Raw genomic sequence first — 13,506 nt, forward strand, 5'->3', positions numbered from 1 at the left:
CACAAAAAAAAATAATAGATTGTAATTCAGCTACATAAATACATTGTTTTTTCTTTTTAATCAGTGCGTATAAGTTGAAATAGTTTCTAGTTTTCGTGAAACATAGAATCATGAAAATAAATGACGTATCTCTATACCGCCAAAGGCGGATACAATGAAAAATAAATCATCATAAAGATCCTCCTATGTCGTTAAGATCATCATTATCAACCCTATATAATTTTTATTGTGTACTAAATTCGAAGTTATAAATTCTTCGTGATGCTCTGCACGATTTTATATTCGGAAAAGAATTCTTTCAAAACAACTCGCAAAACCGTATAAGCCGGAACGGCGATGGCTACTCCGATTACGCCAAATAAAATCCCACCGATCAAGATGACCAAAAAGATTTCGAGTGGATTGGATTTTACGCTTCGCGAATAAATAAGTGGTTGGTTGATGAAATTGTCCCAAACATGCGTAAGGGTATACCAGAACATGATCCATAAAACCGTCGGGATGATTTCTGCTCGAAAATCTAAACCTAAACCATGCAAATCACTCATCGACAAACTCGCCATGATCACACCTCCCAGAAGTGGGCCGATGTAGGGAAGCGGATTGAGCAAAGCACAAATCAATGCAATTACCGCTGCGTAATTGATCCCAAATGAAAGCAATATGATAAAATAAAAGGTAAACATGATCAAGACTTGCAAAGTCAAACCGATGAAATACCTTGACAACAAATCTTTGGTTTTGTCCAGCACGTTTTCAAACCTCATTTCTTCACCTTTTGGAGCGATGGCGACGATCATTTTATTGATCAAATCCCTGTCGCGCAAAAAGAAAAAAGTGATGAACATCACAGAAAAAGTATCGATCATCAACACGCCCAATGTGGTGATCGAATCGCCAAACATTCCGGAAAAACTCTTGATGTTCACATTTTTCACAGCATCATTCAGAAAACTTTCCAAAAGAGGAATGTTTAAAAAACCTAAGGAATCTGACAGTAATTTGATTTGGTTAGAAACTGCATCTTCAAATCGATCCATATGAATGAAATTCCCTAACAACCGATAAGGTTCGTTGAGCACAAGCGAAATGAACAAACTCACAAATGCAAAAATCAGAAACACAAAAAGCGAAATCGTGACAATCGAGCCGATCCAGTTGGGAATCTTTAGTTTATTGTGCATCAAATTCATAAGCGGACGACCGATCATCGCCAACACAAATGCGATCGCGAGATACGCAAAAACGGAACGAATCAACCATAGAAAATACAATGCAAAACAAATCAAAGCAGCTATTCCTAACGCCCTTAAAATACCGTAGGATAGCTGTTTGGGTGTCATAAATCGGATTCTATTTTTTCTGCCAATCTTTTTCTGATGATAGGTTGGATTTGGGTCATGATCGGAAGGCTCGGTTTTTCTACTGGTTTGGGTTGATCGGAAGGATTTCGGAATTTATTGACACCGATTAAAATCATTTCACCTTCATCAAACGCCATTTGTTCTCGATCTGCACTTTTTTGAATCATTTTTTGAATTCTTCCTTCAAAAAGTCCTTTTAAAAACCCACCTTCTTCTTCTAATTTTTTAAACAAATCCAAAGCATTTCTGCTCATCAATTCGGTCAGATTCTCAATGAAATAAGTTCCCGAAATGGGATCCATCACTTTATCGAAATAAGATTCTTTTTGTAATAACAATTGTTGTTTGGAAGCCAATTCTTCACTAAAATCACTGGATTTTCCTATGGAATCATACGGAAAAGCATACACCACATCTGCTTTTCCTTGAACTGCGGCGGCGGCTTCAAGACCAGAACGAATCACATTATTGTACACATCCAAAACGGATTTGTTACGAAGCGAAGTTTCCGCCAAAATGTAAACTTCAGCGTCAGAATTGTATTCGGCCAAAATCAGTTCCCAAAGATTTCGAAGTGCTCTTAATTTGGCAATTTCAAAAAAATAATTTCCGCCAACTGCTACTTTGAAATATAATTTTGGAGCAACTTTTTCTCCCAATGTCTCTAGGTATTCGACCGCTTGAGAAATCGCCAAAGCGATTTGAAGTACATGATTGGCTCCCGCATTTTGAAAAAGGGAAGCATTTACTTCTACTGATTTTGCGAAATTTCCTTCATCTATTAATTTTTCAGCCAATGCTAAATCTTCTTCCTCTGATCGGTACCAATCTCCTGATTCAGCAAAATGTCCTAAAACATCCAATCCCAAATATTTGAGGTTTTTAAACGAAGCGAAATTATTTTTTGACAATACTTCAAATGGCTTCTCTAAATCAAAAAATAAATCCAAATATTCCGGTAAACTTTTCAGTTTATCAATTTGTTGGTCCTTAATTTTCAAACCATATAAATAAGATGTATCTTGATTTGCATCAGGTAAAAATTGACCGATGATTTTCCAATCTTTTGTAGTTTGAATCGGAAAAACGGTTTGCAAAAGATCTTCTTGGGTATAAACCGGTTTGATCTGAATTCCTTCAGCTGTATCCCATACCAGCACTTCATTGTAATCCAGTCCTGCCAATTCAGCTTGGACTTTAAGTTTCCATTCTTGTGGGTTCAGTTGTTTAAAATCCTCCATTTTCAATTAAGGTTGTTCCTGCTTTTTTACTTTTTGCTCCTCTACGATAAAAACGTCTTCATTTTCTTTTTTCAAATAATGCTTTTCTCTCGCAACTCTTTCTATTTCAGATGCATTTATTTTCATTTGATGAATTTGAATCGTTTCTTTTTCCAATTTTTCTTCATAATATTTTTTATCTTTTACCAATTCCTTTATTTCACTATCCAATTCTTTATGAATGAAATAGGAGTTTTGGTCAAAAAAGAACATCCAAACTACAAATAAAACGGTAACGATCAAGTATTTATTGAGAAAAAAACGGTACCATCTACCTGATTTGGAGGTTTGTATTTTATCTTTTTTGGGATTCATGATTCTACTGTTGAGGCTAATTTATCTTTTATCAAAGTAGAAAGCAGTCTTATCGCTGCTTCGTTTTTCTTTTTCATGTTTGGAACGATGATGTCTGCATGATTTTTTGATGGTTCGATGAATTGAACATGCATGGGCTTTAAGGTAGTTCGATATCGATTCAAAACTTCATCTAAATCCCGTCCTCTTTCAGAAATATCCCGTTGAATTCTTCTGATCAATCTTTCGTCCGAATCAGCATGAACATAAATTTTCAAATCAAATAATTCGCGAAGCGCAGGATCTGTCAAAACCAGAATTCCCTCTACGATGATGACATTTTTCGGAGGTGTAATCAGGGTTTCGTCTGTTCGGCTGTGGGTTATGAACGAATAAACCGGTTGTTCAACGGTCAGACCATTTTTTAATTGTTGGACATGTGAAGTCAACAATTCAAAATCGATGGATCTTGGATGGTCAAAATTGATTTTTTCTCTTTCATCAAAGGAAAGATCTTGATGGTCTTTGTAATAATTATCTTGTGAAACGACCAACACATTTTCAGTATTGAGGTGTTTCAAAATGTTTCGTACAACGGTTGTTTTCCCGGATCCGGTTCCACCGGCTATTCCTATGATAAGCATATTATTCTTCGTTTGGAAATGATTCTTTATCCTTATAAAATTTAGGCATAGTCTCCAAAATATAAACATCCAATAGGGCTTTTACCCTCGCAAAATATTCTCTAGTAATGGTGATCGTACTATAACCTTTTGGGACATTGTTTGCGTTAAATCCCAGGCTGTAAATATCGTGATTTTTACCAATAAATATGGCGCGTTCGTTATGAAATTCTTGGGAAATGATGGTAAGTGAATCTTGCCCAAACACTTCCTTGGCGCGCAAAACCGAATCGAGTGTGCTAAATCCTGCAAAATCCTCCACGATTTTATCTTCCGGAATTCCCATTTTGATCAGTTCATTTTTCATGTCTCGGGTCTCGTTGTACTCCATGATCGAATTGTCACCACTGACGATGAGAAATTTCACTTTTCCGGATTTGAATAATTCTACAGCGGCTTGCATCCGGTATTTGAAATATAAATTTTCACCTCCACCTCGCACTCTTTTACTTGTCCCGAGCACCAAACCAGTCGGATTTTCCGGAATTTCTTGAAGATCATCATAGGTTTTTCCTTTCGACTCATGTTCCACCCAAAAGTTGGAAAACAACAAAATACTGGTAAAAAGAATGATCCCTCCCAATACCATTTTCCAAAACCTTCTCAATATCGTTTTCATTTCCATTTTAATTCGCCAAAATGACTTTAACAATTTTTAAATACCTACTCCGATGTACCTTAATCTAATATCCGTCCAAACATCCAACATCCATTTTCAGTTATGCTGAGCGGAGTCGAAGCACATCACCCATCATGCATCCAAAAATAATCAACTAAACTGTACAAAAAAATGTATCTTTAGATTTAAATTAAACAACTTATCCGCAATGGACTTTTTCGATACTTCCACCATCATGTCATTTTTTTTGGGAATTGGATTGGCGGCATCAGCCGGATTCAGGGTTTTCCTTCCACTTTTTGCTTTGAGTCTGGGTGCTCATTTCGGGGCTGATGTTTTGAATCTGAACGAAAGTTGGCAATGGGTAGGAAGTTGGCCGGCGATGATTACGCTGGGCGTAGCCACTCTGATTGAAATTGCGGCTTATTATATTCCGGTGGTCGATAATTTATTGGATTCCATTGCCATACCGCTTGCGGCGATTGCCGGAACGGTTTTGATGGCATCCACCCTTTTAGATATGGGTGAGGTAGCTACTTGGGCGCTTGCAATTATCGCAGGAGGTGGAACAGCTGCTGCAGTTAGCGGAACGACTGCCACCACCAGAGCGGTCTCGACCGGGACAACAGCCGGAACGGGAAATTTCTTGGTCACAACTGGAGAAACTGCCGCCTCTTCCGTTTTGAGTATTACTTCGTTTATTTGGGCGCCGCTGGCTTTTGTTCTGGTGGTAATTACACTTTATTTGGTGTATCGACTTTGGAAGAAAAGCAAAAAAATTCTCCTAAATGATCCGAGCCAAAATCGTTAATTCATCTCGCATTGTGTATCTAATTTTTAAAAACTTAATACCAACCACTTCAGTCGTTTAACATTTTATTAAACCAGTTATAGTTTGAAATCTGCTTAATTCTTTTATTTTTGTGGGTGTAATTTAGACTTTAAAAACAATCATTTCTATCCTCTCTCTACCCAAAAAATGATTTCAACTAAATTGCTTCCCCCATTATTTTTTTTGAGAGGTCATGATAAAAATTAATTGAATTAATTCATTAAATTTTTGTAAATTTCCTTGATCTTTTTTCCAATTATTGGATCCCCATCCTTTCAAATGTTTTCAATTTAATAATTTCATAACCCGCTATTAAACTAATAGTTAAGGAGTGAAATTAAATTTATGACATCTAATTCTCTAACACCTGACCGATATGAGAAATGTCTTTATTATAATTTTCCTATCATTGGTTACAGCCTACGCCTCAGCTCAAAGTATTTTCATTAGCCAATACATAGAAACTAATTTTGGAACAACGCCAAAAGGAATCGAAATTTACAATCCAACAGAAAACCCAATTGATTTTTCAGTTACAAATCTTGAAATTCAACAGGGTACAAATGGCGTCTCATGTTCCGATTTGACAACAATTAATTCCGGAATTTTAAATGCAAACGAAGTCTGGGTAATCGGCACTACCGAATTAACTGATTATGCAACTTCAAACGGAAGTGACCTTAGTGGTACAACAGAATACAGTTTTCTGTTTAATGGAAATGACGCATTGAGAATTTATTTAGGCGGAGCTCTCCAAGATGTATTTGGAACCTGTGGCTCTGACCCTGGTAGCAATTGGAATGGAAATGGTGTTTCAACGGAAAATCATAATCTTCAGATTAAACAAGGAATTTGCACTGGAACTCTTAATTTTTGGACAGATCCGAGTATACGATTTGATCAAATTGCAAACGGATCAACGATGACGGGATTTGGTGATGCGCCCAACTGTAGCGATTCATCAGACCCAACCTCCAGTCCTACCGACTTTTTCCGTAGCAAAACTGCAGGACCCGCTAACTGGAATGTAGCTGCTTCGTGGGAGTCTTCGACTGATGGTGTAGATTGGATAGATGCCACGTTATATCCGGACGACAACGCCAGTGGTGTTGAAATACAAGTTGGTCACAACATTCGCATCAATTCATCTGGTGTTGAAATCACCAATACCCAAGTATTTGGGACAATTGAAGTCACGACCAATTCTTCTTTTGATGTAAGCGGCGAATTGGATGAAATAGAATTGACCATAGAAAATGGCGGTGAATTTATCGTGAATTCAAATGGGAATTTCAATTCTACAACAGGAAATGCTTGGGGCTTGATCAAAACAGGTGGTAAAATCATCGCCGGTCCTAATATGGGTAGCGGAACATCTTTTGTCGATGCATATGTCGGTTATTTCAATGGTCTTTTTTATTTCGAAAATGATGCGATTTGCGAATGGGACAACGGTAACACCACTTTTGGAACAAGCTCAGCCGACGACGACGATTTCTTTTCTCCATATCAAACAGGAGATTTGGCTATTCTTCGCATCTTGACTACACCCGGATTTTCGTTTGGATCCAATGTAGAGGACAATGTTTTCCATGCCGTTATCGAATTTGTCGACGGAACTGAATTTTCTTTGGCCAATTCAGGATCCAAAACATTTGTAGGTGGCGTACGTGGAGAAGGAAGTTTGATAATGGAAAATAGTTGTGAACAAGTGTACATCGGAAACGATGAAGTTATTCCAGAATTGGGTGGAACAGCCAAAATCATTGTCAATCTCACAAATGATCGACTCAATTTCCCAAATGGTGCTGAAGTCCTAGCCGACGCTCTTTTCACCATCGAAAGCAATGACAATTCATCCGTTGCAATCGAAAGAATTGGCGGCAACATCCAAATCAACGGCATCCTCGACATCACCAATCTCCGGATCACCAATACAGCTTCTGGTGGAATTTTCGTCAACAATGGCGGAACTTTAAGAACCAGAAACACCGGCGGACTTTTTGGTTCAGGTTCAGCGATCGTGAATGATGCCAATTTTACCATGGAAACGGGAAGCACAGTGGAGTATTATGCCGATGTAACACAAGCCATCAGTTCGGGAAAAGAATATTATCACCTTATTTTTTCCGGTAACGGGACCAAAAATCCACAGAGTGCTACAAATGTAAACACAAACGGTTCTATCTATATCACAGGCAATCCTACGGTAAATTACACAACTCATAATCTTGGTTCTACCGACGGTAACTCTACTGACTTCACAATGGATGGCGGAAGCCTGATCATCGGAACCGGGGGAACACAACCTCGTCCCGGAGGAAGTTATACTATCACAGGTGGTGAAATCGAATTCACCGGAAACTCCAATACATCTATTCGCGTCATTCCTGACTATTATAATGTTAGGATTTCCGGACGAAATAAACAACCCGGCGCAAAAGGATTTACCATCACCAATTTATTAAATGTAGAACCAACAGGCCAACTGACCATCCCTACTTCTACCGACACCGAATCGCCCTATGTGCTCAATGCACTAAATGGAATCTCCGTTGAATCTGGTGGTGAATTGATTCTCGAAAACAACGCGGTTCTCATGCAAAATCCTGGCATTTCCAATTCGGGCAACATCACCCAAATCAGAAAAGCTATCGTTCCTTCGAACCAATACAATTTCTGGGCTTCACCCGTTTCCAATCAGGATTTGTATACATTCTATCCCGACATTCCCACCAACCGCGTCATGGTCTATAACACGGAAACCGATTTTTATACCATCATTCCCAATAACCCAAGCAATCCACCCGAATTCCAATTCGGAATCGGCTATTCCATCAAAGGTCCAACTTCCAATTTCCCAGCAGACGATAATGGCACGACCGATGTCACCGCGACATTCATCGGTACACCGCATAATGAATCTATCAATTCTACCGAAAACCAAATCGCGCTTTCCAATCTGGGACAAGGCTTTAACCTTATCGGAAATCCATTTCCTTCCAATCTCGATTTGCATCTTTTCAATGAAACCGCCGGTAACTCAGGGAAAATTCTACAATCCACTTTTTACTTTTGGGACAATAAAGACAACGATGATTTCTACCAACAAGGATCGGAATACGAAAATCAAAATTTTGCGATTTACAATGCCAGTGGATTCGGAACCGGTATTTCCGCTCCACGATTTGGGACCACCGGTAAAAAACCAAACGGCATCGTCAAACCCGGACAAGGTTTCATCGTACAAGCTGCTCCCTCAGCTACTTTTCTTGAAGTGAACAATGCCATGCGTTCTTCTACCGTCCTTAGAAACAGCGAATATTCTCCCTATTTTAAAAACGGAATTTCAATGGATAGCGATGACGAATACAGAAGAATCGATCAATTTTGGATCGAACTCATCAATCCCAACCAACTCCATCTTCAAACTGCTGTCGGATATTTCACGGAAGCAGAGAATGAATTTGAAGTTTATGATTCTGAGATACTTAGCGAATCCGTTTCTGATAACATTTATACACTGAGTAAAGACGACGTCAAACTGGCTATCCAGGGTAGAAAAGGAGTTTTCCAAAACCATGATGAAATTCCGTTAGGTGTGAAAATATTTGAACACGACCGTTACAAAATCCAATTGGAAGAAACCAAAGGAATTTTCATCAGCTATCAAAATATCTATCTGAAAGATAAATCACTGAACATCATTCATAATTTATCCGATGATGGTCCTTATGAGTTTGAAGCGCCGGCCGGCGTTCATAACGATCGTTTTGAAATTGTATTTAAAAAAGATTTCTCGTCTAATTCAGTTTTGTCAGCTGCAAACGGAAATGCTGTCAAGATCATCAAAAAAGATGGAATGGTTCACATCAGTTCTTCTCTATCCAAAATTACGGAAGTTGAAATCTTCAATCTTTCCGGTTGGTCAATTTATAAAAACGAAAATGTAAACCAGCAAATTTTAGAAATTCCAGCTATTTCCTTAGACAAACAAATCATCATCGTTACTGTCCAAACGGAAAACGGTGAGATCGTTTCCAAAAAATTGGTCAATAATTGAATTCAAAAATAATCATCTTAAAAATCCGCTTGAAAAGGCGGATTTTTTATTTGTAACATCATGAAGTTGTTTAAGAAATGAATTGGAACAAAAAGTTTAGAAAGTTTATTTAATGATTTAAACTTCCATCCTTCAATCAACTTGATGATTCCTTAAAAATTTTTAACAAATTGAATTATAAATAAATAAGAGCTTGAGTTAATTCGCATCTACCTTAAATCTTAATGATTAAACTAGCGAGCCCATGTGCAAAAACAATTATTTCACTATTTTTACGACGAAGCACCACCCCCTATGAAAAATTGTTTGGCTTATGGATTGATTATTTTTTCCGGTTTATGTCCGGAGATTTATGGGTATGCTCAGTTTTATGAAGAAACAGAAGAAGTTCCTCAAGGAATCTATCAGAATTACGAACTCTACCACGATTTGAACAACCGATTTTATGAACAATCTCAGGAGTTTGAATATTTTAAAAGCGAACCTGTCCAAGAAGTACCAACAGAAAATTATGCAGATGACGGTCCTCAAGATCCACCGAACGATGATGATCCACCGGTTCCGATTGGGAAATTATGGATCGTTATGGTTTTCCTTTCAGGACTAGGATTAGGCGTTTTCTACCAATCAAAAAGAGCCAAAGAAATGATTTGAAATTTATTGAAATAATTCTTTCAAATCTATCCCGCCAAAGTTAGCCGAACTCATCATCAAAAAGACTTTCCCGGATTTATCCATCAAATCCAAATAAGCTTTTAATTCATTTGAAGAAGTAAAAACTTGGATATTTTCATCTCCAAAGGCATCTTGAATGTCTGTCGGGGAAATGTATTCCATCCTTTTGATCGCCAAAGCTTCAGGATTATAATAGATGATTTTTTCATCAGCCTTATCCAGTGCCCCTTTGTATTCCGATAAAAATTCCGGATTCAAACTGCTGTAAGTATGCAATTCCAAACAAGCGATGAGTTTTTTATTTTCAAATTGTTCCTTAACAGCATTTGTCGTAGAAATCACCTTACTCGGTGCATGCGCAAAATCTTTATACGCAACGAAATCAGCCGTTCTATTGATTAATTCCAAACGTTTGGAAGCGCCTTTAAAAGAAGAAATGGCTTCATAAAAATCCTCATCCATCACGCCCAATTGATTACAAATCAATCTGGCTCCTTCCAAATTATTCAAATTATGTTTCCCAAAAACTTCTAGAGGAGTCGGTCCATCTTCGGTTTCCAAAAAAGAAATTCCATCCTCAATTCTGAATTCAGGTGTTTGGTAAGCAAATTTTTTCAAAGCTTTCTCCGAACTCCCCACGACTTTCACCACATTTTCATCCTCAGAATTATAAATCAAAGCGCCTCCATCTGTGATGGAATCTACAAATAATTCAAATTGATGCACATAATTCTCAAAAGTTGGAAATACATTCACATGGTCCCATGCAATTCCACTGATCAAAGCGATATTGGGTTGGTACAAAAGAATTTTCGGTCTTCGGTCAAGTGTAGACGATAAATATTCGTCACCTTCCATCACCATGAAATCGTTTTCTTCGGTCAATTTCACCATGACATCAAAACCTTCCAACTGGGCACCGACCATATAATCGACCTCTTTTCCATGATAGTGTAAAACATGCAAAATCATAGAGGTAATGGTCGTTTTCCCATGCGAACCAGCGATTACGACTCGGGTTTTGTCTTTGGATTGTTCATATAAATATTCGGGATATGAATAAATCTTCAATCCCAATTCTTGTGCGCGCATCATTTCCGGATTATCGGCATGGGCATGCATACCGAGGATGACGGCTTCTAGATCTTCCGTAATTTTTTCAGGAAACCAACCATTTTCTTCAGGAAGCAATCCTCTTTGTTTCAAACGAGTTGCTGAAGGTTCAAAAATAGCATCGTCAGATCCGGTTACTTGATATCCTTTTTCATGAAGTGCTATGGCCAAATTGTGCATGGCGCTACCACCTATCGCAATGAAATGTACTTTACGCATTAACTAAAAAAATCTTGAGGTTCACGGTCTTCCATGATTTCTTCTATGGGTTTCACCTTTAAAAATTCGGGAGATTGTTCGATGGCATCCATTATTTTTCTCATGATGGCATCGTAATCTTCATTTTCAAAATCAAAAGTCAAAGGCTCTTTAAATCGCATTGTCGCTTTCACGCCACGCTTTTTCATTTTCAAACCTTTCTTATCAAATGCCCTTCTAAATCCGTCGATCACAACAGGAACTACGATCGGTTTTGATTTTTTAACCAAAAGAGCTGTGCCTCTTCTTCCCGGTGCAAAAGCTTTAGTCGTTCCTTGTGGAAAAGTCACAACCCAACCGTTTTCCAGAGCTTTTTCGATGTTGGTGATTTCAGAAACATCTACTTTTCGGTTGATATCTTTTCCTGCATCTCTCCAAGTTCTTTTCACCATGATAGCACCTGTGTAGGCAAATAGTTTGGTGAGGATGTTATTTTTCATGGTCTCCTCAGCAGCGATATAGTAAAAATCGGTTTTTGGATTTAAAAGATAAACCGGATTTTTTATCGTATCCACAAATCCATTTTTCACGCTACAAAAAACATGGTACATTGCAAAAACATCTGCAAAGTAAGTTTGGTGATTGGATACAAAAAGTACATTTGTATTGGGCAAATTCACTAAATGCTCTGTTCCGGAAACTTTTAGTTTATTGAAACCATTGTATCTGTTATAAGTAAATCCTCCAAAAAGAAAAATCAATGATCTTTTCAGAAAATACAAATGACCAAAAGCATCTCTGTATACATTTTTCTTAACTGCCTTTTGTTTCGCCATTATCTTTCCCCTCTTATTAAAATGAATACAAATTTAAAGTTTTTCCAGCAATGCACCGAATTCACTTAAAATCATTGCCGTCGCTCCCCAAATATAAGACTCGTCTCCCAATTCATATCCCGGTATATCAACGGTATATTCACCAAATACACGCTCAAAATTCATCGGTTCTGCTTGCAAAAATGCTTCTAAATCAATAGGAATGATTTCGGCTACTTCTGCTTCTTCCGGTAAAAATTCAGGTGATCCATGGTGAATGCCTATAAATGGATACACCACAAAATTACTCGGTGGAATATAGAGTTCGGACAATTGTTTCAAAATTTCGATATTTTCTTCTTCCACACCCAGTTCTTCTACCGTTTCCCGGATTGCCGTATAGGAAAGATTGATATCCTCCGGCTCAAAAGCGCCGCCCGGAAGCGAAAATTGGTTTGAATGAACGCCGTCATAAGTATGTCGAAGTGTGACCGGAAAAACGATTTCGCCATCTTCATTTTCGTACAATAAAATCATGACAGCTGCAATTCTCGGATTGGTCTTTTTGATTTCTTCCAAATCATATTTCTCCCGATAAGGAGGTGAAAGCCTGGCTTGCGCTTCCCAACCCGGAAGTTCAGATTCGTAGTTTTCCAATTTCAATTGTAAATCGTCTAAAAACAAGGCAATAAATTTTTCCGCAAATGTAGGTAAGCTAATTCTTTGAATTACAATTTCTGCGTATAATAATTAAAATCTTTCATCACCGTATCAATAAATTCCACATCAGGTTGATCTGTTTGCACATCCATTACGGTTTCCAATTTGGTTCGCAATCTCTTTAAAGTAACTAGATCCCTATTTTTTCTGGCAACCACAAAAGTGTCTTTGATGATCCTTGCATCATTATCGGTCAATCGCATTACCTGATTGTATTTAGGAACATAAGAAGCTTGAATTTCTTCTAAAATCGTGATGTTGATTGAATGTTTTTCTTTGATTTTCAAAACGGTAGTCCCAGCTACTAAATCACCAAGACGTTGTGCGTTTTTAGTTCGAAGTATAAAAACAAAAGCTACCATCCCCGACATCATGATCATCAATCCGGAAAGAATATAAGCGGTCTCTTCACCAAAAAGTGGAATAAAAAACAACAACATGAAACTTCCTGTCCAGAAATCGATGAACCGGAATGCCCAACGAGTGAAATACTCAGAAAATCCTGCTTTATATCCATCCAATTTCACGACTTTGATCCGGCAAATCATTTTTCCAAATGTTTGGCCATTGAACAGGAATTCTGTCCAGAGCGAATAAAACAAAGCCGGAAACAATAAAATGGTATACATCATCCCCAAAAAAACCTGAACATCATAGTGCAGTTCCGGATTTTCAAAAAAAGAAGTACTCGCTCCCAAAACATCAAAAAATGTATATGAAATGACTACGATATAAAGTCCTATAAAAAACAAATCCAATAAAAAAGCCAACAAACGCCAACCCACCCCTGCGTGCTGAACATCTACCTTTACATTTAGAGGTGTTTTTATTTGTATGAATTCCATATTTT

Annotated in this window: 12 protein-coding genes; 3 read left to right on the top strand and 9 right to left on the bottom strand. The window is 37.8% G+C overall.

The features are described from left to right. Positions 1-245: 245 nt before the first annotated feature. The 5 genes from HU137_RS00555 to HU137_RS00575 are packed head-to-tail and all read right to left on the bottom strand — an operon-like array spanning position 246 to position 4,240. The gene (locus HU137_RS00555; RefSeq protein WP_182041863.1) at positions 246-1,343 is read right to left on the bottom strand and encodes an AI-2E family transporter; all 1,098 of its coding nucleotides are present in this window, start codon (positions 1,341-1,343) and stop codon (positions 246-248) included. After that, positions 1,340-2,605, bottom strand: coding sequence for a methylmalonyl-CoA mutase family protein (locus HU137_RS00560; RefSeq protein WP_182041864.1), 1,266 nt, complete (start codon positions 2,603-2,605; stop codon positions 1,340-1,342). Before HU137_RS00560 ends, HU137_RS00555 begins: the two co-directional genes overlap by 4 nt. Positions 2,606-2,611: 6 nt before the next feature. Continuing rightward, positions 2,612-2,959, bottom strand: a complete 348-nt coding sequence (locus tag HU137_RS00565) for an FtsB family cell division protein (RefSeq protein WP_182041865.1) — start codon at positions 2,957-2,959, stop codon at positions 2,612-2,614. Next, positions 2,956-3,582: a uridine kinase gene (udk, locus tag HU137_RS00570; protein ID WP_182041866.1), complete on the bottom strand. Its 627-nt coding sequence runs from the start codon at positions 3,580-3,582 to the stop codon at positions 2,956-2,958. The genes HU137_RS00565 and udk overlap by 4 nt, the downstream gene beginning before the upstream one ends. Position 3,583: 1 nt before the next feature. Next, positions 3,584-4,240, bottom strand: coding sequence for a SanA/YdcF family protein (locus HU137_RS00575; protein WP_182041867.1), 657 nt, complete (start codon positions 4,238-4,240; stop codon positions 3,584-3,586). Positions 4,241-4,448: 208 nt separating this feature from the next. On the opposite strand from HU137_RS00575, the gene HU137_RS00580 reads away from it, so the two are divergent. From HU137_RS00580 to HU137_RS00590, 3 genes are all read left to right on the top strand, one after another. Continuing rightward, entirely contained in the window at positions 4,449-5,051 is a 603-nt protein-coding gene (locus HU137_RS00580) for a DUF4126 domain-containing protein (protein ID WP_182041868.1), read from the top strand. 397 nt (positions 5,052-5,448) lie between these two features. Next, a complete protein-coding gene (locus HU137_RS00585) occupies positions 5,449-9,135 on the top strand; it encodes a T9SS sorting signal type C domain-containing protein (RefSeq protein ID WP_182041869.1) in 3,687 nt (1,228 codons plus the stop codon). Positions 9,136-9,429: 294 nt separating this feature from the next. Beyond that, complete coding sequence (locus HU137_RS00590) at positions 9,430-9,789, top strand: hypothetical protein (protein WP_182041870.1); 360 nt, start codon at positions 9,430-9,432, stop codon at positions 9,787-9,789. A 3-nt stretch (positions 9,790-9,792) separates the two neighbouring features. Here the strand turns inward: HU137_RS00590 and HU137_RS00595 are convergent, their stop codons facing one another. The 4 genes from HU137_RS00595 to HU137_RS00610 are packed head-to-tail and all read right to left on the bottom strand — an operon-like array spanning position 9,793 to position 13,501. Beyond that, positions 9,793-11,142, bottom strand: coding sequence for a UDP-N-acetylmuramate--L-alanine ligase (locus HU137_RS00595; RefSeq protein WP_182041871.1), 1,350 nt, complete (start codon positions 11,140-11,142; stop codon positions 9,793-9,795). After that, complete coding sequence (locus HU137_RS00600; RefSeq protein WP_182041872.1) at positions 11,142-11,957, bottom strand: lysophospholipid acyltransferase family protein; 816 nt, start codon at positions 11,955-11,957, stop codon at positions 11,142-11,144. The genes HU137_RS00595 and HU137_RS00600 overlap by 1 nt, the downstream gene beginning before the upstream one ends. A gap of 33 nt (positions 11,958-11,990) precedes the next feature. Beyond that, the gene (locus HU137_RS00605; protein WP_220457165.1) at positions 11,991-12,620 is read right to left on the bottom strand and encodes an NUDIX hydrolase; all 630 of its coding nucleotides are present in this window, start codon (positions 12,618-12,620) and stop codon (positions 11,991-11,993) included. 44 nt (positions 12,621-12,664) lie between these two features. Further along, on the bottom strand, positions 12,665-13,501 hold the full coding sequence (locus HU137_RS00610) for an RDD family protein (RefSeq protein ID WP_182041873.1): 837 nt from the start codon (positions 13,499-13,501) through the stop codon (positions 12,665-12,667). Between the last annotated feature and the right edge of the window lie 5 nt (positions 13,502-13,506).

Origin of the sequence: Moheibacter lacus (genome assembly GCF_014042165.1) — a bacterium.
In the GTDB taxonomy this organism is placed as follows: Bacteria; Bacteroidota; Bacteroidia; order Flavobacteriales; family Weeksellaceae; genus Moheibacter; species Moheibacter lacus.